Source organism: Halobacillus trueperi (assembly GCF_003386945.1).
Classification (GTDB): Bacteria; Bacillota; Bacilli; order Bacillales; family Halobacillaceae; genus Halobacillus; species Halobacillus aidingensis.
Window position 1 is genome coordinate 77,395 of record NZ_QUAE01000009.1, and the last position, 23,321, is coordinate 100,715.

Below are 23,321 nucleotides of genomic sequence, written 5' to 3' on the forward strand. Positions count from 1 at the left end.
TCCTCCTTTAAATGAATAGGTTCAATAGTATAGGTATGGTGACGATACTGAATAACGTCGTCACTAAAGTGATGCTTGAAACAAGGTCCGGCTTCGAGTTGAACTGGACGGCATAAATCGTCGTCGTTGCAGCCGATGGCATCGCAGCAGAAACAATCAGCACAGCGGCCATCATGTCACTCATCGGCAATACTAATGTCAGAACGAAAGCGATGAGGGGTGAACCTATCAAACGAAGGGTCGTCGCATAAGAAACTTTCGGCCACTCCAGGTTTCTCAATGGAATTCCTGCAAGCTGCATGCCGAGTACGACCATCACCATCGGAACCGTTGCCGCTGCAAGCAAGTCGATGCTGTTCATGAGGTTCTCAGGTACGGGCACTCCCCCAAGATTCATCGGAAGCGCAACAAGTACCGCATACGTCGGCGGCATTTTCAAAACAGAAAGCAGTGCCATTTTCAGGCCTGAGGTGCCTTTAGCCGCATAGTACACCCCGAAAAAGTTCATAATGATCGCCTGTAGGACCATGAAGGAAACAGAGTAAACAAACCCTTCTTCACCGAAAGCAAACAGAATGATCGGTACGCCGTAGTTCCCGGAATTCATGAACGCCGTTGATAAAATCAACCCGCTCTCCATGCTCTGGTCGTAGTTTTTCACTTTACTGACAATCTTGTTGATCCCAAGAATGCTGAAAAGCAACAGCCCGGAGAAGACGAGCATCATCAAATATTCTCCATTCAAATCCGCTTCGTAAAATGTCTGGAATACTAAGCACGGCAGCATTACGTACAGAGCGATCGTCGATACGGATTTCACATCTAATTTAGCGATTTTTTGTATGGTAAAGCCGGCTCCGAAGATCAGAATAACCGGCAATACGACTTGGATGAATACACTCATAACAAAATTACCGTTCGGCTGCGTCCCGCCATCCATTAGACAGCGTCCGCACCGCCTTTCTTTTTTAACTGATTGATTTCATTATACTAACTTTTCATTCTTCCACTATAGCTCCTGATTGTGGAAGAATCAGTTTCGAGATGTTTGTGTGGGGGGATCGGGGCGGCGGGGGATGACTCGCTTTCCGCGGGAGCGCGTTGAGCCTCCTCGGACTACCGTCCTGCGGGGTCTCACCAAGCACTCTTTTCCCACAGGAGTCTCCCCATCCCCCACCGCCCCTTGCCATATATGTATCTCGAAACCACTTCAACCAATAGCGAAAATTCTAATAATAGACTGTAGATACAAAGAGAGAACATTCTACTTTGAAAGCCTGCTACAAAGCGCTTTATTACTTAAGGATACAGATGGTGGAAGACACTCATCCTGGGCAAAAGGGTTCGTTTCTCCTGTATAGCGAATGGGGTGGTTGGGAAGCTGCGAGACTCCCGCGGGAGAAGGAGATTGGCGAGATCCCGCAGGGCTTTAGCCCGAGGAAGCTCGCCACCACTCCCCCACAGGAAAGCGAGTAGCTTCCCAGCCACCCTTGACGCTCAACTCAGCAACGAACCCCAAAACACCTCAAACTCAAGTCTTATAACAATCCAGCCATAAACCGAAAAACCCCTTGCCTAAAAGCAAGGGATCTCGGGTGACGTACAAGGAGGGTCAGTCCTTTTTTCATCATTCAGCGAAGCTGATCAACCATAGAGATAACTCTGGAATAAACGTAATCATCAGTAACGAGAAGATCATCGCGAAAAAGTATGGGATGATCGCTCGTGACAGCTGCTCGATCGAGAGCCCGGAGATTCCGGATCCGACGAACAAGTTTACGCCAAGTGGTGGTGTAATGAAACCAATCGCCAGGTTCACGACCATGATGATTCCGAAGTGGATCGGATCGTAACCAAGGTTTACGGCAATCGGAAGCAAGATCGGCGTCAAAATGATGATTGCTGCCAGCGTATCCATGAAACATCCGACAATGAGCAGAAGCAATGTGATCAACAGAATAAGAATGATCTCATTCTCCGAAATGGACAACATGAAGTTGGCTACTTGTGTCGGGATCTGCTCGATCGTCAACAGACGACCGAAGGCTGTTGCGGATCCAACAATGATGAGGACAGTCGCTGTCGTCAAAGCAGAATCTGCGAAAATTTTCGGCATGTCTTTGATACTGAGTTCACCGTATAGGAACAATCCTGCAATCATACCGTACACAACAGCAATAACAGCTGCTTCTGTCGGTGTGAAAATTCCGCCGTAGATTCCACCCAGGATGATGACCGGGATGACAAGTGCCCATTTGGCTTCCCAGAATGTTTTTCCGATGTTTGCGAGGGACGTTTTCTCTGCCAGACCTTTATACCCTTGTTGTCTTGAATAAATGTACGCCCAAGCAAGAAGTGCTCCACCGACGATGAATCCTGGGATGATCCCTGCGATGAACATGTCTCCGATGGAAGCTCCACCCACAACTCCGTAGATGACCATCGGAATACTTGGTGGGATGATGACACCAATGGAACCCGCTGCAGCTACAGTAGCTGTCGCGAACTTTTTATCATATCCTTGTCTTACCATGGCAGGAATCATGATTCCACCGATGGCTGCAACGGTAGCCGGTCCGGAACCGGAAATCGCCGCAAAGAACATACATGTAACGATGGTCGCCATCGCAAATCCACCCGTTTTGTTACCAACAAGCGCGTTCGCGAAGTTGAACAGTCTTTCGGATATGCCGCCTTTCCCCATGATTTCACCTGCTAAGATGAAAAAGGGAACGGCCATTAATGGGAATGAGTCGACAGATGTGACGAGTTCCTTCATTAAGAACTGGACCGGAATGGCGCCAGTATAGAAGATGGTCGCAAGTGTCGATAATCCGAGAGCGATTCCAATCGGTACACTAAGCAAAAGGAAGAGGGCGAATGTCCCGAATAATACGATTGTTGTCATGATTCATCCTCTCCTTCCTGTTGCTGCATACGATCGCGTTCATCTGCGACATCGAGTTCTTTTTTTCCAATCAACATTTTAATCTGGACGATTAGGTTTTGTACCAGACGGATCGCTGTAAGGGCAAATCCGACTGGTGTCGCCATGTAAACAAGTCCCATCGGTATATGTAAGGCCGGTGACTGCTGGCCGAACGATAGTAACTGGGAAGCAATGCTGTAGCCATTGACGACAACATACAAACTGAAAACTAAGAATAGTAGATTCGCAATGATAGCTAGCAATAATTTTGCTTTTCCTTTAAGTAAAAGCAGCATGACGTCCACTTTGATGTGACGCTGCTTCTTCACTCCGTAACTGATTCCGATATACACTAACCAAATAAAGCAATACCGTCCAAGTTCCTCTGACCAGGACAATGAATTTCCTGACACACGCATTGCGACTTGCAGGAAAATGACACTGACCATGATGGTCGAGAAAATGACGAGCAATACTTCTTCAAATCTGCGGTCGATCGCTCGAATGATGTTCATTTTCTTCACCTCAACTGACCCTGAATGGAGAAGAATACGCTGCAGTCCCGCTACAGCGTACCCTCTGTCATTCTATTATTTTTGCGCTTCTTCAATTGCTTTGTAAACTTTGTCTACTGTTTCTTCACCGATCTTGCTCTTGTAATCTTCAATAACAGGAGCTACGGCATCGACCATTTCCTGGCGAGCTTCATCTGAGATTTCTGTGTACTCCATGCCTTCTTCTTGAAGCTGTTTCAAATACTTTTCGTTCGCTTCACGGTTCAACTTACGCTCATGCTTACCTGCTTCTACCGCTGCATCTTTCATGATCTTCTGCTGATCTTCTGTCAAACCATCATAGAAAGATTTGCTCATCAAGAATACGAATGGGCTGTAAATGTGGTGCGTGTTTGATACGTGATCTTGAACTTCATAGAACTTTTGAAGATAGATTGTTGCATAAGGGTTTTCCTGACCGTCAACCGTACCTTGCTGCATCGCTGTGAACAATTCTGTGAATGCCATTGGTGTAGGGTTCGCTCCTAGTGCCTTGAAGGCATCCAAGTGCAGATCGTTTTCCATTGTACGGATTTTCAAACCATCAAAGTCATCAACGGATGCTACCGCACGCTCACTGTTTGTAAGGTCACGGAAACCATTTTCCCAATATGCCAGCCCGACAAGGTTCTGTTCTTCCAGTTTTCCAAGCAATTCTTGTCCAACTTCACCATCTAATACTTCGTCCGCTACTTGTTCGTTAGGGAAAAGGAACGGAATGTCGAATACGCTGAATTCTGGTACAAAGTTCGCTAGTGGTGCTGTAGATGGAACAACTACTTCCTGTGTACCAAGCTGAAGCGCTTCCGTCATGGAACGGTCGTCACCTAGCTGACCACTGTGATATGTATCTACTTTGATCGCGCCGTCTGTTTTCTCTTCAACAATTTCCTTAAACTTCAATAGACCTTTGTACTGAGGGTGATCACTGTTCAGACCGATACCGGCTTTAATCGTTTTTGTTTCGCCGCTGTCACCTGAAGCGCTTTCACCTTCACCACTGCTCGACTCTGCTCCGCCGTTACCACAAGCAGCTAATACTGTAATCAAAAGGACCATCGACAATAAACCAAATAATTTCTTCATGTTCTACCTCTCCCCTTGTATATAAAATTTTTTTCACAAAGCTTGCGTGCATCCCGTCTTCCTAGTAACCGCTTTCAACAAAAAGCCAAAAAACAGGAATCGATTCCATAGAAAATAACTTTCATTTGTTCAAGTTCCACCCGCCTCTACATAGAAGCGCTTTCAAAGATTACCTAAAAAAAAGCTGTGGAAAACTCTGAAAATTATTTTCTGTAATTCTGATTATACAATAAATCTTTTTTAGTTCAATAGTTTTTTAGAAAAAAATTTCACCGACCCCAATATTTCTTTTGAAATAAATTTCATATACAATAAGAGAAAGTGGAAATTCGAAGGAGGAATCCCTATGATTGAAGCTCCCACGAAACACGTCATTAGCAGAATCCGTTCTTCTTATTCACAGTTCAGTGAAAAAGAAAAGCTGATCGCTGATTACATTTTAGAAAATACAGAAGAAATTGTTCACTCTACCATTAACCAGGTCGCGGATGATCTTATGGTCGCTGATGCAACCGTTTTCAGATTTTGTAAGCGCTTAGGTTTTAAAGGTTATCAGGCGATGAAGATTGCTTTAGCATCAGAAATCGTCAATCCGATTCAGGATATCCATGAAAAGATATCTGAAGAAGACACGGACTTTGAAATTACTGAAAAAGTTTTTCAAGCGAACATCCGGGCGCTCGAAACATCGCGTGATGTCCAAAACCCGCTTTCATTAAAAAAAGCGATGGAATATTTGGTTGAAGCCGATCGAGTGTTCTTTTTCGGAAGTGGTGGTTCGAACATCCTTGCTATGGATGCTCAGCACAAGTTTATGCGGACAGGTATGGAAGCGTATGCATACCCAGACACGCACTTGCAGCTGATGTCTGCCTCTCAAATGAGAGAAACGGATGTGGCGGTCGTCATTTCCCATACCGGATCGAACCAGGATATTCTCGATATAGTGGATGTTGCGAAGGAAAACAATGTGAAGATTATCGCCATTACGAACTTCGCTAAATCTCCACTGACAAAAGTGGTCGATTTGTCTTTATACACCGTCGCAGAGGAAACGGAATTCCGTTCGGAAGCCCTCGCTTCAAGGATCGCCGGCCTCTCGCTGATCGACTCCCTTTTTGTCAATTATAGTGTAAAAATGAAAGAACAAGCGCAAACCGCTACGCAGCGCATGCGTGATGCGATCTCAAGGAAGCGTGTGTAGAAAGGAAGTTTAAGATGAGTTATGTGATTGGATTAGATCTTGGAACGACGAGCGCGAAATCCGTCGTCTTTCATAAAAATGGTGAGGTTGCTGCTGAATATGAAGTGGCCTATCCTCTCTCCCACCCTGTCGTCGGGCATGCCGAACAGGACCCGCTTCAAATGGAACAAGCCGCACTTGAAGCGTTGAGTTTGAGTACACGATCCATCGAACGGGAGGACATTGTCGGTGTGGGAATCTCCGCTGCCATGCATTCTCTCATTTGTATGGATGAAAAAGGAGCGCCTCTATCGCCGTCAATGATATGGGCGGATGCGCGCAGCGCTGGTGAAGCATCCACGTTGAAGGAAAACCATCCCGATGTGTATAGGCGCACAGGGACGTCGCTTCATCCGATGTCTCCATTATCAAAACTACTATGGATGGAAAACAAACACTACGAACCACTGCAGAAAGCGGATTACTTTGTTTCTGTGAAAGAATTTTTGTTGTATCGCTGGTTCGGAGAAAAAGTGGTCGACTACTCGATTGCTGCAGCCACTGGTCTTTTCAACATTCACGAACACGAGTGGGATGAAGAAACACTGGCCCTTGCAGGCATTCGCAGCGAGCAGCTTTTCCAACCAGTCGAACCTACATATGTAATGAAAGGCATGAATGCGGAGCCCGCTGAAAAGTCTGGCCTGGATGCCGGAACTCCTTTTGTCATCGGTGGAAGTGATGGACCTTTGGCGAACCTTGGAATCGGTGCGATTCAACCTGGCGAGACAGCGATAACCATTGGTACGAGTGGAGCGATTCGTCAATTTTCCAGTGAACCGCTGCTTGATGATCAACAGGAAGTGTTCTCTTACAGCTTCACCAATGATTTGTGGATTACCGGCGGACCGTCCAATAATGGCGGCCTTGTGCTGAAATGGATCCAGCAACTGTTCTCGAATGAGGATGAAATTCCAGTAGAAGAACTGACGAAGCTTGCGAGTGAAGTGGAAGCTGGTGCAGGGAATTTGATTTTTCTTCCCTACTTGAACGGGGAGCGCGCACCGTTCTGAAACGCGGAAGCGAAAGGATCTTTTATCGGACTGACGCCTGCTCACGGCAAGGGTCATATGACGAGAGCAGCGATGGAAGGCGTACTATTTTCCATTTTACATATTGGAAGTGCCCTGGAGCGCCTCGGCAACAAGCATGACAAAATTTACGCAAGCGGCGGATTTGCCCGTTCAGAAATGTGGGTTCAGATGCTCGCAGACATTTTCAACAAGCGGATCGATATCCCAGTGAGTCACCAAAGTTCCGCCTGGGGCGCTGCCTGGGTTGCGTTGTACAGCCTCGGTCACGTGGACAGCTTAGCATCCATTAAGTCCTCCATTCCAATGAAGGAACATTATGAACCGAACGCTGAAAATCATGAGAAATACAAAGCCCTCTTTGAAGTGTACGAGTCTCTTTCAGGCAAACTGCAAACCGACTTCGAAAAACTTCACCGTATGTAATATGTAAATAAATGGTGTACCAGGTCATCCAATATTTGGATGACCTGGTACACCTATTTTTTCCATTATTTATTTGACGTTTTCTTTGAGCCAGTATTCACCGTCTTTGTATTCGATTTGTTCTGGGTAGCGGAGGTCTGTGACTTCATCCTGGGTTTGTTTGGATGGTGGTGCTGTCATGAGAGAGACAATGACGTTCGCTAAAATAGCGGCTGTCGCTCCGAAAACTCCGGCACCTGTATCGATGATTCCAAGAATCGTGAAGCCGCCGTATTTCGCTGCAAAAATGTATCCAAGCGTTACGGAAAGTCCGACAATCAAACCGGCAATAACCCCAGGTCCATTAGCCCGCTTCCACCATACCCCGAGAAGCAGGGCCGGGAAGAACGATCCGGATGCTAAGGCGAAAGCCCATGCAACGATTTGCGTGATAGCACCTGGCGGGTTCAAAGCGATCAGACCTGCTGCTACAGTAGCAAGGACGATCGACCAGCGTCCGACAGCGAGACGTTTTTTCTCACTCGCATTCGGATTGATGGAGCGGAAATAAATGTCGTGGGACAAGGCTGCGGAAATCGCAATCATCAAACCACCGGCCGTCGATAAGGCAGCCGCCATCGCACCGGCAGCCATCAAACCGATGACGAATATTCCTAGATTCGCAATCTCTGGTGTAGCCATGACGACGATATCATTACTGATGACAAGTTCCGACCACTGAAGGACGCCGTCACTATTATTATCCGCAAGGGAAAGCCGGCCGGTATCCACCCAGGCCTGTGTCCATGCAGGAAGATTATTCAATTGTGAACCAGCCACTTCGGTCATCAAGATGAAACGGGAAAAAGCGGCGTAAGCAGGAGCGGACAAATAGAGTAATCCAATGAATAGCAAAGCCCAGGCTCCACTCCAGCGAGCGGCTTTCATCGTCGCTACCGTATAGAAACGGACGATGACGTGTGGCAAACCAGCTGTTCCCGCCGTCAGTGTGAACATCAGGGCGATGAACTGCCATTTCGATCCTTCTGTAAATGGAACGATGTATTCAGAAATGCCCAACTCCTGATCGATCGTACGCATTTCCGAAACGACGTCCCCGTAAGAAATCCAAGGTACAGGGTTCTGCGTCAGCTGCAGCGACATGAAGATGACCGGAATCAAATACGCGATGATCAATACCAAGTATTGTGCGACCTGTGTCCAGGTGATCCCTTTCATACCACCCATGGCGGAGTAAAAAGCAATCAAGACGACACCGATCAACGTCCCAGTGACCGTGTTTATTTCAAACAGACGTCCAATAACAACCCCTGACCCAGATAATTGTCCAACCGAGTAGGTGAAGCTTATGATGATCGTTGCAACAGCCGCAATCAATCGAGCGGTGTTGCTGCGGTAACGGTCTCCGATGAATTCCGGCACGGTGTACCGTCCATATTTTCTTAACTGTGGAGCTAAAAGGAACGTAAGCAGCAAATAACCGCCTGTCCATCCCATAATGTATGCGAGTCCATCATATCCAAGAATCATGACCGTACCGGCGAGTCCAATGAATGAAGCCGCACTCATCCAGTCCGCTCCAATGGCCATCCCATTGTAAACGGGCGGTACCCCGCGGCCGGCAACGTAGAAATCTGATGTAGCCCTTGCTTTATTGTAGACAGCGATACCTATGTACAGAGCAAAAGTAGCGACAATTAAAGCAAGGGAGACTATAAACTGTACGTCCATATTTCTCCCCCTATCTTATTGGTTAACTGCTTGATTTTGACCGGAATCTTCTTTTGGAATTAAACCGAATTTTTTATCGACGACATCACTGATGATGGCATTGAAGAAAAGGAGTGCAATAAAGGTAACAATGGCTCCTTGGGCTCCCATGTAATAAGGAAGGGGAATGCCCATCACTGTAAAGGACTGAAGACTTTCGGCGAAAAGAACAACACCGAAAGATACGATTGCCCCAATGGCGAGATAGATAACAATCAAAGTCGTACGTAAACGGAAATACGCTTTCGCCTTCTGTGGATCCATCTTTTTCACAACGGTTCACCTCCCTTCGGATTATCCCCTTAAGTTAAAAATGAATTGTACTGTTTCCCAGAACGGCATCGGAACCATAATAATCTTGGCAAGAGCGACACCAAAGAGCGCAATGAACGGAACCGCCAGTAAGAAAGGCCGCTTCTTTTTCAGTGCGAAAACAACAGAAAGTACGGTTATGACAGAAAGAATAATCGGAATCAGCAACGACTCTACCCTCCTTTATGTAAGCGTTAACATAAGTGTGTAAAAATTTTTGAGAATATTTAGATTTAACTGAATATTACAACTTGTATTATTCTAAATTTCTCATTATTTGTCAACAGGTACGATATGACTAGACAAGTTTCGAGGATTTGCGTGGTTATCCACCATTTATGTGATGTCTCCGCGAGTTTGATTGATTTCTAAGCTACTTTGAATGATTTTTTCTCGAGGTTGATCGATTTCTACGCTACTTTGAGCGATTTTCGCTTGAGTTTGATCGATTTCCACACTTATCTGAGCGATTCTATTAAAAAGACCAGCATCCTACGAGGGATGCTGGTTACCAAACATCTTCCGCCATGTGTTTGGTCCGACGACGCCGTCCACTTTAAGACTGTGCTGTTGTTGGAAGGCACAGACGGCAGCTTCTGTTAATGGGCCGAAGTGGCCGTCATCCTTTGTGCCAACTACTCGTTGGATTCGTTGGACCACGGACCCTTTGGAGCCGAAGTGAACGGGATAGCCGGGATAGGTGCGTGCGTGGAGTCTGTTTGTCGTCAACGGGCCTGCGCTCCCGTCTACTTCCAACCCTTCCTGATGTTGAAAAGCGATGATCGCTTGTTTTGTTCGCGGTCCATAAATGCCATCAATCGGTCCGGGTTGGTAGCCTAATTTCTGAAGCTTTGTTTGAAGATCACGGACATTCTGGGATTTTTCCGGCCATTCGAGATGGGCATAATCTTTGAAGCTCGACCAGTCCCCACCCCACTGAAAACCGAGAGACTTAGCGATATCAGCTACGTGGCGCCAATCCTGATTCACCGTCCAGAACGCTTTTTTTCCATCTGAACTGACAAGGAAAAAGTCGACCGCCCGACCGCTGTGATGATTGCTTTTTCCGGGTTTGGAATAAGTAACGATGTTGCCGCTATGTCCATACCTTTTCCCGTTCCAATAATAGTCCGGACGTCCTTGTCCATACAGGTGAGCCTGTTCTTCATACGTGCGATGACCGGAGGAGATTTGAACAAAAATCCCATCCTTATAAGCTTGTTCGATCATTTTCCAAGCGTTTTCTTTCACAATCGGTTGAACGTTTCCCATTTTGTTCAGGCTGCGTTGTTTCAATGTGTCCACAGTAATCATTAAAATCCCTCCCTGCTTCTATAATCGAAACGGAGAGGGATTTGGTGTCAGGAAGCTTTCAAGTTTTTCAACACATTGAAGACGAAGGAAAAAATACCGAGGGATGTCACCGTTGCTCCGGTTGCCACAAGCGGCAGCAAGGCTTCATTTTCAAAAACGACGACGAAAAATAAGCCGAGCATCATTAACGGAAGACCGATGTTATGAAGCCAGAAATGAATTTTTCCCGATAACGATTTCGCAAGGATAGGAAAAGTATGATATAAAATACCTGCAAGCGTGAGGGCGGTCCATCCGAGTAAATTGATGTGGACATGAACCGGTGTGAGCGCATAGTCATGCGCACTCGACATGTAATAACCAATTGCGACTCCAATGGCAAAATAGACGACTGAAATTTTAATCAACGTAATCCCCATAAAGTCCAACCTCCTTTTTTCCCATATATACGCTGAATTGGTCTCAAACAGAATCATGGAATTCCGTCGGTGGTCATCGTAAAATGGAAGGGAATCTAATGAAGAGGTGAACGTCAATGAAAATAGAAATTTGGTCAGATTTCGTCTGTCCTTTTTGTTATATCGGGAAACGCAGGTTAGAAGAGGCATTGGAACATTTTCCAGGCAAACAGGTAGATATCGTCTATAAAAGCTTTGAACTTGATCCGAATGCCGAGCGCAACACGGGAAGAAACATGCATGAGAAACTTGCTGCTAAATACGGTCGTTCGATGGAAGAAGCTCGTGAGATGACGCAGAACATGACCGAGCAGGCAAAGATGGTCGGCCTTGATTTCCGCTTTGATTCCGTCGTGCCGACGAACACATTTGATGCCCATCGAGTCTCCCAGCTCGCCAATGAAAAAGGGGTGGGCAAAGCTTTTGCTGAACGCTTTTTCAAGGGAGTTTTAACGGATGGCAAAGATATCGGCGATCATGAAACGATTACAACGCTCGCGGTAGAAGTAGGACTCGACCGTGATGTCGTGGCTTCTGTCCTTGAAGGGGCGGATTATTCGGAAGCGGTTCGTCGTGAAGAAGCAGAAGCACAGCAAATCGGTGTGCAAGGTGTACCGTTTTTCGTCATCAACCGGAAGTATGCGGTCTCTGGAGCTCAGCCGACGGAAGTGTTCGTTCAGGGTCTTGAGAAAGCTTTTGCAGAGGAAGAACAGACGCCTGCTTTTGAGGATTTATCCAGTGAGAACGGAGCGGCTTGTACGGAAGATGGCTGTGAAGTGTCTGGGGAAGAAAATAAATAAGAAGAAAGCCGCGGGGTGCCCCGCGGCTTTTTTGATGTATGAGGTTAAGTCGTTACTTGCCTGAGTTAGGGCGTTATTCTTATTCGTTAGGACGTTACTCGTTAGCGTTAAGTCGTTATCCCTGCCCTTTAGGGCGTTAGATGATTCCCTGGAACGTTAAGATGGCTTCAGCGATGAGAGCAGAACCTAAAAATGTGCCAAGCATGACACAAACCGCGACCACAATGCTGCGCCATCCGAGTTTGACAAAGTCAGTCCAGGAGCGGCCGATCGCGATTCCTGCATAAGCGAGGATCGGTGTCGTGAGTGCAAGAAGTTCCACCTCACTTGTTGCGGAAACGATATATTCAGATCCCGGCATCCACGGCATAGAAAGGAGCACGCCGACAAGCGCCACGTAAGCGATACTTGGCAGCGAACCTGGAAGGACGTCCCCTAAGATTAATCCAACGAGGCAAATACCAATGAGAATAAGCATTCCAGGTACAGCGCTTGTTGGAAGGATTTCATAGCCAATCCAGTTTCCAGCAAGCGCAACCACTCCGAAAATCCCCAGCAGCAAAACCCATTCTTGTATATTTTTCAGCATCGTTTACGCCCCTTTCCTTACACTTGTGTTGTTTTTCTTCTTTGTCATGAGTTGATACAAACGTTCCGTAAGCGGCAGGCCGATAAAGATGCTCATATACAACCCTGTCGATAAGGATAAAAGGTTACTGGCCCCTGCAAAGGCGAGAATATCATTTTCCATTCCCGGAAAGGCCGCAACGAGAGAGCCACTGGCGGCTGCCATCATGCTTCCGCTTCCGATTCCAGAAGCCATTGCGAAAGATAACGGATGGAGCGGTGTCCACGTAGCAAGAAAACCGGAGATCAGCCCCATAAATACAGCTCCGAACACGGTTCCGAATATGTAAATCGCCATGACTCCGCGCCCTTCAGGTGAATTGAATCCATACTTGTCCATAATCAATCCTACATTCGGCTCACGCGCGACCGAGTGGGCCATCCCGATGCTTTCGCGTTTCAGCCCCAGCCAGACGGCTACAGGTAAGGCAATTAAAATCGTCCCGAGGTTTCCGAATTCCTGTAAGAGTAAAGCAGGACCCGCTTCAATGATCTGCGGAAGCGACGGACCGATGATGACACCGATTTTCGCAATGAGGACCGTGACACCAAGCACGATGAGCGGTTCCGCATTTTTCGACTGTTTCTCTCTGATCACTGGTGTGAAAAATAAAGCAAGACCAATAATGATGGCATAAAGCATCGGTAATAAAAGTACGACACCAGGTCCGACATTGAAGGAGTGTGTACCGATCGTTTCCGTTAGTAAAACGATGGCAAGTACTATGGCATGCAGCCTCCAATCTTTCCAAATGTTCGTCAGTTGTTGTTTCATCGATGATCCCCCCTAAAAAAAATAAATAATACTAATCATTATAATGTTCAGAAAATTTATTTCAAAGTCAATATTTGACAAAAAGAGAGGCCTCCCGCTTCACCCCTCCGGAACTGATTGAATAGCCTATGTAAAAAGAGGAGGCATTTTTATGGAATTGACAATGTCTCATTGGATTTACGGGTTATTCACACTTCTCATCATATTGACGATGATTTTCCGTAAAGGGGTCGTGCTCCCCACTTTACTCGGTACTTTTTTGGTCGCATGGATGTTTAATGGAAGTTTGATCAGCGGGTTTGTTGGTGTTTTCAATGCCAACCTTGTGGCGGCAAAAGAATTGTTCAATATCTTTTTGATCATCACCTTTATGGTCGCCCTGCTGCGTTCATTGAAAGATCTCGGGGCCGATACAAGGATGATCCAGCCGATTCAAAAAGTGATGATCAACAGTCATGTATCGTTTTTCATTCTCGTTGGGGTCACTTATGTCGTCTCGCTTTTCTTCTGGCCGACTCCTGCCGTTCCGCTCATCTGCGCGCTGCTGGTACCTGCCGCTATCCGTACAGGACTGCCTGCGATGGTGGCGGCGATGGCTGTGGCCCTTGCCGGACAGGGAATGGCGTTATCTTCGGACTACATCATCCAAGTCGCACCTGAACTATCCGCAAAATCAGCAGGGATCGATACGGGCAGCGTTATGGACCAGGCACTGCTTTTGTCATTGGTTACAGGTTTTGTAGCCATCGGCCTCGCCTACCTTTTCAATAGGAAAAGTTTCCGTACCAAAGATGACCCTCAGAACCAACAGGAAATTGTTCAAATGCAAGGACTCAAAGAAACAGAAGAGACGACAAGCTCACGCGTTCATGTCTGGAGTAAGGTTTTTGCCGTTCTCGTCCCGCTTTCCATGCTTGCCGTAATGATTTATATGGTTTCGACCAAGCTTGGTTCAGGACGGATGGGTGGATTTGAAGGCGGTAACGGAGCGGCCTTCATCGGCGGCGTCGCCGTTGTTTTATTGTTGCTTTCCAGTGTCGCGTTCGGAAAGCAGAAAGCGCTCGATGATGTGAGTGAGCATATTACTGAAGGGTTTGTTTTTGCTTTTAAAGCGATGGGACCAGTCATTCCGATTGCCGGTTTCTTTTTCCTCGGCAGTGGGGATTTTGCCAAAGATATTCTTGTCCTTCCTGCTGAATCCACCCCTTCCTTCTTGTTCGACCTTGTACAGTCAAGCCAGGATTATTTGCCACAGAGTGCCTTTTTGACCGCATTTAGTATTTTGATCATCGGAATCATTACCGGATTGGATGGCTCCGGTTTCTCAGGACTTCCGCTCACCGGTGCTTTATCGGCATCACTCGCAAACGGCACGATCGACGCTTCGACCCTCGCTGCTATCGGACAGATGGGATCGATCTGGACAGGAGGCGGGACCATCATCGCCTGGTCGTCCTTGATCGCGATCGCCGGATTCTGCGGCGTCCCCGTCATGGAACTCGTCCGAAAGAACTTCATCCCCGTCATGCTCGGTTTGATCGCCTCCACCATCGTAGCTTTGCTGCTGTTTTAGTTTCCTTTTTATGGTGTACCAGGTCATCCATATTCTGGATGACCTGGTACACCAAATTTTGTCAATCAATCTTTCTCCTTAATTATGCTCTTGGTTTGTATTTCTTTAGACACACGAAAGTTTTGGGAATCAGGATAGATATCCTATAGACTACCTGTTCATATGATTCATTTTTCTGAATATTAATGAAACCGATTTCCTTACATGTTATATTTTGGTAAGTATTTCTATTAGAGGGGGAAATTTGATGAATAAAAAACACATCGTTCTCAGTTCGGCTATGGCTGGGTTACTTGTCTTTTCTGCTACACCGACGACGTTTGCCCATGATATGTTTGATGATGCCTTTGTAGAGAAAGGGCAGGAGGGATCTCAAGCGCTTAATGAGATTCCTGTTTTGGAAGGGACGAAAAACGTGGGGAACTGGAACGAAGTCGGTTCTGCGCAGTTGAAAAAATATGACGGAGTACAAAATAATACCGCTGACGTATATGCTTATGACGGCTATGCTTATGTTGGTACACATACAAAGAACGGCGGCGAAGGTGGCGTTCGTATCTTTGATTTGAAAGACCCATCCAATCCTGTTGAGATCGCCAAGTTTGCCGATGACATTCCGGGCACATGGCAGGAGAAGGTCATCGTTAAAAAAGTGAACACGAAAGAATTCAAAGGAGATCTTGCTGTTGTAAGTGTCCAACAGCTTAACCGCAGCAACCCTGAATCCAAGGGCGGCTTTCTTTTGTATGATGTATCCAATCCTGAGTCCCCTGAAAAACTTGGTTTCTGGGAAATGGACAAGCGTGTGCCGGGTACCCATGAACTTTATCTGACAGTGAAAGAAGGAAAACCTTTCGTGTTAGCGGCAAATCCGTATGCGGATCTCTTAACACACGGAGAAGAAAAGGATTTTGCTTTAGTTGATGTCAGTGATCCTTCTGCTCCGCAAACGATTTATGAATTTGATCCGCGTATTCTTCCTGAAGTCGATGAAGACTTTGATGGATACAACTGGAATTCTCCTGATGGAAAAACACGCCCCGTCTTCAACCACAGTACGATGACGGATAACAATGGAGATACCGCCCTTCTTTCCTTCTGGGATCTCGGTACGATCATTCTCGATATCTCTGATCCTTACAACGTGAAGTTTGAAGGTCGGACAGACTATGCCCCGGACGTCCAGGGTTCTGCACACTCCGCTGCGCTTGCGAAAGGTGGGAATGTGCTGATTGAGACACGCGAAGTGTACAACCCTACGAAAGAAGGCTATGAAGAATCCTACGGCTACACTAGAATTTTTGATATTAAAGATAAGCAGAATCCTAAGCTTTTGAGCACGTTTAAGACAGAGCTTGTCGATGACGTGGAAGATGGCGTAACATTCGCTAACACCGTCCATGATCCTAAAGTTCATGGTAACACTTTGTATCTGTCCCACTATGCGGGAGGAATCCGCGCGGTGGATATCACAGATCCTGGCAACCCGGAGCAGGTTGGTGTTTATAATCCAGCAGGCGGTTATTTCTGGGGGACGTTCGTTGATCGGAACTACGTGCTTGGCTCTGACATGAACCAAGGTTTGAAAGTTTTGCAGAAGAATAACAGCAGCAAATAAAATTTGAAACCTCCCGTTCGTTCGGGAGGTTTTCCTTTTGATATCGATCAAAAATTCGGGATTATCACTCAAAGTCTTAAACTTATCAATCAAAACCTTGAACATATCAATCAAACTCCACCTGATATCACTCAAACTTCTCTACATATCCTTAAAACTAAAAAAAGTGCAGGAGCTCTCTCCTGCACTTTCTCTATCCCTTCACAATTCTACTTTCAAATGGACCCAGCTTTTCATTACCATACGACTTTTCCTTATCGCTGTGATTCATTAAAAATAGGTAGGAATCTCCACCGATATGACGGCGGTACACTTCCACATCGCGCTCCGATTCGATCGTTTCAATGCCGCAGTCACTCGTGACATCAGCAGCAATCTTCTCTAAGGCCTCTTCACTCAAGCCCCCACCGACGTAGTAGACGTTTCCTTTTCCAAACGTGTTCTTCGTGACGGCTGCGTACTCTTTGTAAAATTGATCCTGATACGAGTAAAGCGTTTCTGCTTGTTCAGGAACGAGGAGGTCGCGCCACACTGAAATGTGAGCGGGAACTTCAGCAAACGCTCCTTCCCCTTGCAGTTCAAGCTGGTGCGCGGCTGTTAAAGATTCGATTTCCTCCACGCGAGCACCGATCAGATCGCGGACTGGACCTGGCAGGACTTCACCAAGCCGGATGTTGTTGTCCTTGCCTTTCAATCCGGCACGATAGGAAAAGATGACGGTTCCGCCTTCTTCAGCGAAGGTACGGAGGCGACTGGCGAGTGCATCGTCCATTAGCTGCATGACTGGGACCAGTACGACTTTGTATGTACTGAGATCACGGCTGGCCGGGATGACGTCGATGTTCGTATTTTTACGGTAAAACGGGCGGTACAAACGAAGCAATTCTTCGTTGAAGTCGAAGTCTTTGCTCTGGATTTGTGAACGCCAGGACCAGATGTTGTCATAGTCATAGAGAACCGCAACGTCAGACTTGATTTCCGCGTTCAACAACTCGTCATACTCTTTGATTTCACTGAAAAGAGACTGTACCTCTTTATATTTGCGTCCATATACGTTGTCATGGTCGACGACACCGTAACAAAACTGCTCCGCGCCTTTCGTCATGCCACGCCAGCGGAAATAGAGCATGTTGGAGCAGCCGTGGGCAAATGCTTGATACGACCACATTTTCGCCTGATTCGGTCGTGGCAGGTAGCCGATGACATCGTGGCCTTGGGCTCCCATCAGTTCTTCGACGATCCAATAGTTTTGATCCAGCAAGCCTCGGTTGAAATCATGTGTCATGGCGATCGCTTCTGGAGGGATCGGTTTTTCGAGACCGCCCCACACCGGGTAGTTATCATAGGATACGAAGTCCATCGGCTTCACATTTTCCTCGTGGTCGAACCATTTATCGAAAAACCCGCCGGATACGTTCGTCGTCACCGTCTGATGGCTTCCTTTATGTTCGTTCACAATCGCCGTCATTTGATGGGTGAAGCCGTTGACAGAGGCGGAACGGAAGCGCGCCCACTCCAGTTTCAATGTCGGGTTGTGGGTCGTTACCGTCGGCTTCGGAATCGGGATTTCAGAAAAATCGTTGTACGTCTGGCCCCAGAAAATTGTTCCCCATTCGTCATTCAGCTGATCCACGCTTTCGTATTTGTTTTCCAAATATTGATGGAAATCGCCATGACACTGGTCGCAGTAGCACATGTCACTTCCTTCATGACCGAACTCATTGTCGATCTGCCAGGAGACGATGGCTTCTTCATTTTTATAGTGCTGGACGAGTTTTTCCGTAATCCCTGCCGCATACTGACGGTATTTGTCTGAGTTGAAACAGTATTGACGGCGACCGCCGAACACCCTCGTGTTACCGTTTTCATTTTCAGACAAAATGGAAGGGTGTTTTTGAGCGAGCCAGGCTGGAAATGTCGCTGTCGGTGTCCCGAACATGACATCCAGGCCGTGCTGTTTCGCTTTATCAATCACACGGTCAAAGTAGGAAAAGTCAAAGGCTCCTTCCTCTTTTTCCATAAGATGCCACGCAAATTCTCCGATCCGGATGATGTTTGCGCCCATGTCTTTGATGCCTTGTAAATCTTCATCTATCATTTGTTCCGGCCAATGTTCCGGATAGTAATCGACACCTAAATACGTCATTTATAAGCCTCCTGTCTCGATGTTCAATGTCCACATGTAAGAACCGTGGGCCGGGATGTAAGATACTTTGCCGATTTTTTCAGCAAGATACACATCGTCGTATACGCCTGTGCAAGGTTCCAAGGCGATATTATGCTCTCCACGGTAGCCGCCGCGCGTTTTCCAAACGCCGAGATACGGCACTTTATTTTCTGGAAAACGATACGTCAGTTTTCTGTTCAAGTTGGGCTGGACGAGCGAGCACCATCCTTTAGAAAGTGGCTCTGTGAAATAAAATTTCTCTGCCGTCCCTTCTTCCATCGGCTCAAGCTCGCTGAGGTTGATCGTGTTTCCTGTTTTCTCTGACTTCGTTTCCGGATAGTCGTGTGTCGTTCCCCAGTCGCCGAGGTGCTGGGATCCTTTTTCCACGTTCATGACTTGCTTCAAGTCTTCCGGTACTTCGATGGCTGTGTGTTCATCAAGATTGAGCAACGCATGCGGGGTCCAAATGAATGGAAAAGGCTCATCACTTTTGTTGATCGCTTCATACTTGATCGTGACTCCATCGCCATGCAGGCAGATTTTCTTTTTCAATGCATAAGGAAATTCTGGACTGTGGACCTCAAGCGAAACTCCATCATAGGTCGCTTTATATTCCCATGGAAGCGTCCATACTTCACCATGATCGGGAATCTCCTTCCAGTCTATCGGATGAGGGCCCTTGTCGATTCCAGGAAACATTTCGTCAAAACCGCTGGAATCATAGTTGGAGAAATCCGCTCCGTACGGCGGGATTTCGAGATTCGGACGATCCGTCTGATACAGCCATTCATAATCGGCTTCTTTATCAAAAAAGCTGACCATCTTCCCTCCGTATCCCGGCAGGATTACCGCTCTTACACTCTCATTTTCCAGTACAACGGCATCCAGACTCTTGAATTTTGTCTTCTGGTACGTACAAACATCGACCATTGGTCACCGCCTCCTTAACCTAATTGTTTCATGAAACGCTGGAATGCTTCCTTCCCTTCTTCTGTACGTTTGAACACCCCTGCATGTTCCAAAACTGTAGAAAATCGTTTGCCGATTTCTTTCTGCATTTGTTCCCAAACCGCTTGTTCTGATGTTGTGTTCCAATTGATCTCTTTCGCCCACGGCACGTGTTTCGCGACAGCTCCATCATTCGCCGCAGCGTCTAAATTATCTTCTTTGATGAAACGGCTCAACTGCTCCATTTCATCGACCAATCGTCCTGGAAGCACGGCGAGACCCATGACTTCGATCAGACCGATATTTTCTTTTTTAATATGATGCACTTCTTCATGAGGGTGGAAGATCCCCATCGGATGAGTTTCGTTCGTCCGGTTGTTTCTGAGGACTAGGTCGAGCTCATACTGCCCCTCTCTGTAGCGGGCGATCGGGGTCACCGTGTTATGAGGTTCGCCCTCTGTTTCTGCGAAAACTTCTACCTTTCCATCCGAATAATTCCGCCATGACTGTAAGATCACGTCTCCGAGTTCCGATACCCGGTGACGATCTTCCCCTCTCAGTCGAATGACAGACATCGGCCAGCGAACAATGCCAGCCTCGACATCTTTGAATCTTGGAAAATCGAACGTTTCTTCCACGGGTGCTTTCGCCATCGGAAATTCATGGTGACCGCCCTGAAAATGATCATGACTTAAAATCGATCCTCCGACAATAGGTAGATCTGCGTTCGAGCCGACAAAATAGTGAGGCAGCTGATCCGTGAAATCAAGGAGACGATCAAAGCCTTCCTTGGAGATTTTCATCGGACGGTGTTCCCGTGATAAAACGATCGCATGCTCGTTGTAGTACACATACGGGGAATACTGCAGGAACCAGTGCTCGCCTTCGAGATCGACCGGGATAATCCTATGATTGTCTCTCGCCGGGTGGTCGAGCCTGCCGGCGTACCCGACATTCTCTTTACATAGCAGACAATCCGGATAAGACGCTTGCTTTTTCGCTTTCGCAGCTGCGATTGCTTTTGGATCTTTTTCAGGCTTTGATAGATTGATCGTAATCTCTAAATCTCCATATTCCGTTGGGCTGTACCAGTGCTTGTTTTTAGCGATGCGGTCGGTACGGATGTAATGGGAGTTCTTGGATAGTTGATAAAAATAATCCGTCGCTGCTTCCGGTCCTTCTTTTTCAAATTTGTAGTAGAAGTCCCGGTTCACCTCCGATGGGCGCGGGACGAGGATATCCATGATTTTCGCGTCAAAGAGATCCCGGTCCGTGACGGTATCTTCCTCGATGATTCTTTTTTCAACCGCATAAGAAAGCATTCGTTCAAGGATGGCGACAGGAGTAGTGTAGTCTTCGTCTTCATGAGAAACTTCCACGGAAGCGCCTTCAAGTTTGAACAAATGAAATAAACGGTTCCGGACGTAATCGACATCCCATACCGAGATTATTTTTTTGTGCAGCCCATAGTGAATGAGATGTTCAATGTCTTGATAAATCGTCATATCCTCACCACCCTTTTAATCTTCGTACCCATGTGGATGTTCTTGAAACCACTTCCATGCGGATTCTATCATTGTTTCGACTTCTGGATATTGAGGTTCCCACCCGAGCTCTTTCCTCGCTTTTTCAGATGAGGCAACAAGCTGGGCCGGATCTCCCGCGCGTTTCGGAGCTACTTCCGCAGGGACCGGGTGTCCTGTCACTTTGCGAACCGCTTCGATGATTTCTTTCACACTGAAACCTTGCCCGTTACCGAGGTTGTAAGTGGCACTTGTGCCTCCTTTTTCCAGACGTTCGATCGCCTGCAGATGGGCAGCCGCCAAATCTTCCACGTGAATGTAATCGCGGATACACGTGCCGTCAGCGGTCGGATAATCATCACCGAAGATCATGATTTTCTCCCTTTTACCGAGAGCTACTTGTAATACAATCGGTATGAGATGCGTCTCCGGTCGGTGATCTTCTCCGATCCGTCCTTTCACATCCGCTCCCGCTACATTGAAATAACGTAGGACGGTGTACTGAATGCTGTAAGCCTGTTCGGCCCACTTCAACATTTTTTCAATCGCAAGCTTCGTCTCTCCGTAAGGGTTCGTTGGCTGTGTTGGATCGTTTTCCTGAATAGGGATCTGTTCCGGCTCTCCGTAGACAGCGGCCGTTGAAGAAAAGACAATTCGTTTGACGTCATGGGCTGCCATGGCTTTCAAAAGCGATGTGGCTCCCCCGACGTTGTTATCATAATATTGAAGCGGCTTTTCTACACTTTCTCCAACAAGAGAATCGGCAGCAAAATGGAGCACAGAATCGATATCATTCTCATTGAATACGGTGTTCAGGAACGTCTCATTACGCAAGTCTCCATCATAGAATTTCGCTCCATCCAGCACTGCGGGATGATGACCTGTCTGGAGGTTATCCACGACGATGACGTTTTCGCCCTGATCCAGAAGCTGTGCTACGGCATGACTTCCGATATAACCCGCTCCGCCACATACAAGTACGGTCATATTTTCTCCTCCTCCAAACGTTTCGCTCCATCTCCGATTTCTACGACATAAAAATCAGCTTCTAAGCCTGTTTGTTCTTTATACCGTCGTCCGACCGCTTCGATGAAACCATCCACATGCGTTCGTTTGACGATACTGATTGTGCATCCACCGAATCCAGCCCCTGTCATGCGGGACCCGACAGCCCCTTCGTTCCAAGCCGCTTCAACGAGGGCATCCAGCTCTTTTCCTGTCACTTCATAATCATCGCGCAGTGATTCGTGGGAGGCGTTCATCAACTTCCCGAACCCTTCAATGTCACCTGCATTCAATTGATGGACCGCTTCAATCGTGCGCTCGTTTTCATAGACAGCATGTTTCGCGCGCTTCCGAACAGTTGCATCTTCTATCGTTGATTTGTGAGTTTCGAAATCTTCGACACTCAAATCTCCTAAACTATTTATAGAAGCGACTTGTTTCAACTGCTTCAGCGCCTGTTCGCATTCCTCTCTCCGCTCGTTGTACTTGGAATCAGCAAGGCCGCGGCGCTTATTCGTATTCGCAATGATCAACGCATGATTGTTGAGTTGGGCAGGCGTGTACTGATAGTCCAGCGTGTCACAGTTCAAAAGCATGGCGTGATCCCTTTTTCCCAATCCGATGGCGAACTGATCCATGATGCCGCAGTTGACTCCGACAAATTCGTTTTCTGCTTGTTGAGCAAGCTGGACCATTTTGACGCGGTCGATCGATAAACCAAACAGTTCTTCCAGCACAACCCCTGTGACAAGTTCAATGGATGCGGAAGACGAGAGCCCAGCACCATTCGGAATGTTTCCATAAAAAGCAAGATCAAGTCCTGTATCGATGTCGTAGCCAGCTTTTCGAAAAACATCGATGACGCCTTTCGGGTAGTTGGCCCAGTCATGAACTTCCTCATATACAAGTCCTTCTAGATGAGATTCGACAATTCCTTTGTCTGGAAAATTCATCGAATAAAACCGAAGTTTCTGATCGTCTCTTTTTCTCGCAGCGACATACGTTCCTACACTCAGCGCACACGGGAAAACGTGTCCCCCGTTGTAGTCCGTATGCTCTCCGATCAAATTCACACGACCCGGTGCAAAAAACGTCTGCGCTTCCTTTTCTCCGTTGAATTTCTCATAAAAAACGGAAAGTAAATCTTCCATTTCTATTCCCT

At 47.0% G+C, this 23,321-nt stretch carries 20 protein-coding genes and 1 pseudogene; 5 read left to right on the forward strand and 16 right to left on the reverse strand.

What is annotated here, in order from left to right:
• Positions 1-7 precede the first annotated feature (7 nt).
• From DYE48_RS12425 to DYE48_RS12440, 4 genes are all read right to left on the reverse strand, one after another.
• Complete coding sequence (locus DYE48_RS12425; RefSeq protein WP_115823988.1) at positions 8-904, reverse strand: AEC family transporter; 897 nt, start codon at positions 902-904, stop codon at positions 8-10.
• 723 nt (positions 905-1,627) lie between these two features.
• On the reverse strand, positions 1,628-2,908 hold the full coding sequence (locus DYE48_RS12430; protein WP_115823919.1) for a TRAP transporter large permease: 1,281 nt from the start codon (positions 2,906-2,908) through the stop codon (positions 1,628-1,630).
• On the reverse strand, positions 2,905-3,444 hold the full coding sequence (locus DYE48_RS12435; RefSeq protein ID WP_115823920.1) for a TRAP transporter small permease: 540 nt from the start codon (positions 3,442-3,444) through the stop codon (positions 2,905-2,907). Before DYE48_RS12435 ends, DYE48_RS12430 begins: the two co-directional genes overlap by 4 nt.
• A 75-nt stretch (positions 3,445-3,519) precedes the next feature.
• Complete coding sequence (locus DYE48_RS12440; RefSeq protein WP_115823921.1) at positions 3,520-4,569, reverse strand: TRAP transporter substrate-binding protein; 1,050 nt, start codon at positions 4,567-4,569, stop codon at positions 3,520-3,522.
• A gap of 346 nt (positions 4,570-4,915) precedes the next feature.
• Here DYE48_RS12440 and DYE48_RS12445 point away from each other — a divergent pair, with 346 nt between their 5' ends.
• Positions 4,916-5,773: a MurR/RpiR family transcriptional regulator gene (locus DYE48_RS12445; RefSeq protein WP_115823922.1), complete on the forward strand. Its 858-nt coding sequence runs from the start codon at positions 4,916-4,918 to the stop codon at positions 5,771-5,773.
• A 14-nt stretch (positions 5,774-5,787) separates the two neighbouring features.
• Positions 5,788-7,269, forward strand: a pseudogene (locus DYE48_RS12450) (gluconokinase).
• A gap of 69 nt (positions 7,270-7,338) precedes the next feature.
• Here the strand turns inward: DYE48_RS12450 and DYE48_RS12455 are convergent.
• The 5 genes from DYE48_RS12455 to DYE48_RS12475 all read right to left on the reverse strand — a co-directional run bounded on the left by DYE48_RS12455 (position 7,339) and on the right by DYE48_RS12475 (position 11,084).
• On the reverse strand, positions 7,339-9,000 hold the full coding sequence (locus tag DYE48_RS12455; protein WP_115823923.1) for a sodium:solute symporter family protein: 1,662 nt from the start codon (positions 8,998-9,000) through the stop codon (positions 7,339-7,341).
• A 15-nt stretch (positions 9,001-9,015) separates the two neighbouring features.
• Positions 9,016-9,312 carry a DUF4212 domain-containing protein gene (locus DYE48_RS12460; RefSeq protein ID WP_115823924.1) on the reverse strand — a complete coding sequence of 99 codons (297 nt, stop codon included), beginning with the start codon at positions 9,310-9,312 and terminating at the stop codon, positions 9,016-9,018.
• 21 nt (positions 9,313-9,333) lie between these two features.
• Entirely contained in the window at positions 9,334-9,519 is a 186-nt protein-coding gene (locus DYE48_RS12465; protein ID WP_089651995.1) for a hypothetical protein, read from the reverse strand.
• A gap of 324 nt (positions 9,520-9,843) precedes the next feature.
• Positions 9,844-10,665, reverse strand: a complete 822-nt coding sequence (locus tag DYE48_RS12470) for a peptidoglycan-binding protein (RefSeq protein ID WP_115823925.1) — start codon at positions 10,663-10,665, stop codon at positions 9,844-9,846.
• Positions 10,666-10,712: 47 nt separating this feature from the next.
• Positions 10,713-11,084, reverse strand: coding sequence for a cytochrome-c oxidase (locus tag DYE48_RS12475; RefSeq protein WP_115823926.1), 372 nt, complete (start codon positions 11,082-11,084; stop codon positions 10,713-10,715).
• Between the two features lie 116 nt (positions 11,085-11,200).
• Between DYE48_RS12475 and DYE48_RS12480 the strand changes: the two genes are divergently transcribed.
• Positions 11,201-11,923, forward strand: a complete 723-nt coding sequence (locus DYE48_RS12480) for a DsbA family oxidoreductase (protein WP_115823927.1) — start codon at positions 11,201-11,203, stop codon at positions 11,921-11,923.
• Positions 11,924-12,059: 136 nt separating this feature from the next.
• Here DYE48_RS12480 and DYE48_RS12485 read toward each other — a convergent pair whose 3' ends face one another.
• Positions 12,060-12,512 (reverse strand): hypothetical protein, encoded by a 453-nt coding sequence (locus tag DYE48_RS12485; protein WP_115823928.1) that lies wholly within the window; start codon positions 12,510-12,512, stop codon positions 12,060-12,062.
• A 3-nt stretch (positions 12,513-12,515) separates the two neighbouring features.
• On the reverse strand, positions 12,516-13,325 hold the full coding sequence (locus DYE48_RS12490) for a DUF3100 domain-containing protein (protein WP_115823929.1): 810 nt from the start codon (positions 13,323-13,325) through the stop codon (positions 12,516-12,518).
• A gap of 151 nt (positions 13,326-13,476) precedes the next feature.
• Here DYE48_RS12490 and DYE48_RS12495 point away from each other — a divergent pair, with 151 nt between their 5' ends.
• Positions 13,477-14,898 carry a hypothetical protein gene (locus DYE48_RS12495; protein WP_115823930.1) on the forward strand — a complete coding sequence of 474 codons (1,422 nt, stop codon included), beginning with the start codon at positions 13,477-13,479 and terminating at the stop codon, positions 14,896-14,898.
• A gap of 247 nt (positions 14,899-15,145) precedes the next feature.
• Positions 15,146-16,516 carry an LVIVD repeat-containing protein gene (locus DYE48_RS12500; protein WP_115823931.1) on the forward strand — a complete coding sequence of 457 codons (1,371 nt, stop codon included), beginning with the start codon at positions 15,146-15,148 and terminating at the stop codon, positions 16,514-16,516.
• 193 nt (positions 16,517-16,709) lie between these two features.
• On the opposite strand, the gene DYE48_RS12505 is transcribed toward DYE48_RS12500, so the two are convergent.
• Genes DYE48_RS12505 through DYE48_RS12525 form a run of 5 tightly spaced genes read right to left on the reverse strand, consistent with a single transcriptional unit; the run spans position 16,710 to position 23,310 of the window.
• On the reverse strand, positions 16,710-18,662 hold the full coding sequence (locus DYE48_RS12505; RefSeq protein WP_115823932.1) for a beta-galactosidase: 1,953 nt from the start codon (positions 18,660-18,662) through the stop codon (positions 16,710-16,712).
• Positions 18,663-19,613 (reverse strand): aldose epimerase family protein, encoded by a 951-nt coding sequence (locus tag DYE48_RS12510; RefSeq protein WP_115823933.1) that lies wholly within the window; start codon positions 19,611-19,613, stop codon positions 18,663-18,665.
• A gap of 14 nt (positions 19,614-19,627) precedes the next feature.
• A complete protein-coding gene (gene galT, locus DYE48_RS12515; RefSeq protein ID WP_115823934.1) occupies positions 19,628-21,136 on the reverse strand; it encodes a UDP-glucose--hexose-1-phosphate uridylyltransferase in 1,509 nt (502 codons plus the stop codon).
• 15 nt (positions 21,137-21,151) lie between these two features.
• Positions 21,152-22,141 carry a UDP-glucose 4-epimerase GalE gene (galE, locus tag DYE48_RS12520; protein ID WP_115823935.1) on the reverse strand — a complete coding sequence of 330 codons (990 nt, stop codon included), beginning with the start codon at positions 22,139-22,141 and terminating at the stop codon, positions 21,152-21,154.
• Positions 22,138-23,310 (reverse strand): galactokinase, encoded by a 1,173-nt coding sequence (locus tag DYE48_RS12525; protein WP_115823936.1) that lies wholly within the window; start codon positions 23,308-23,310, stop codon positions 22,138-22,140. The genes galE and DYE48_RS12525 overlap by 4 nt, the downstream gene beginning before the upstream one ends.
• Positions 23,311-23,321 lie beyond the last annotated feature (11 nt).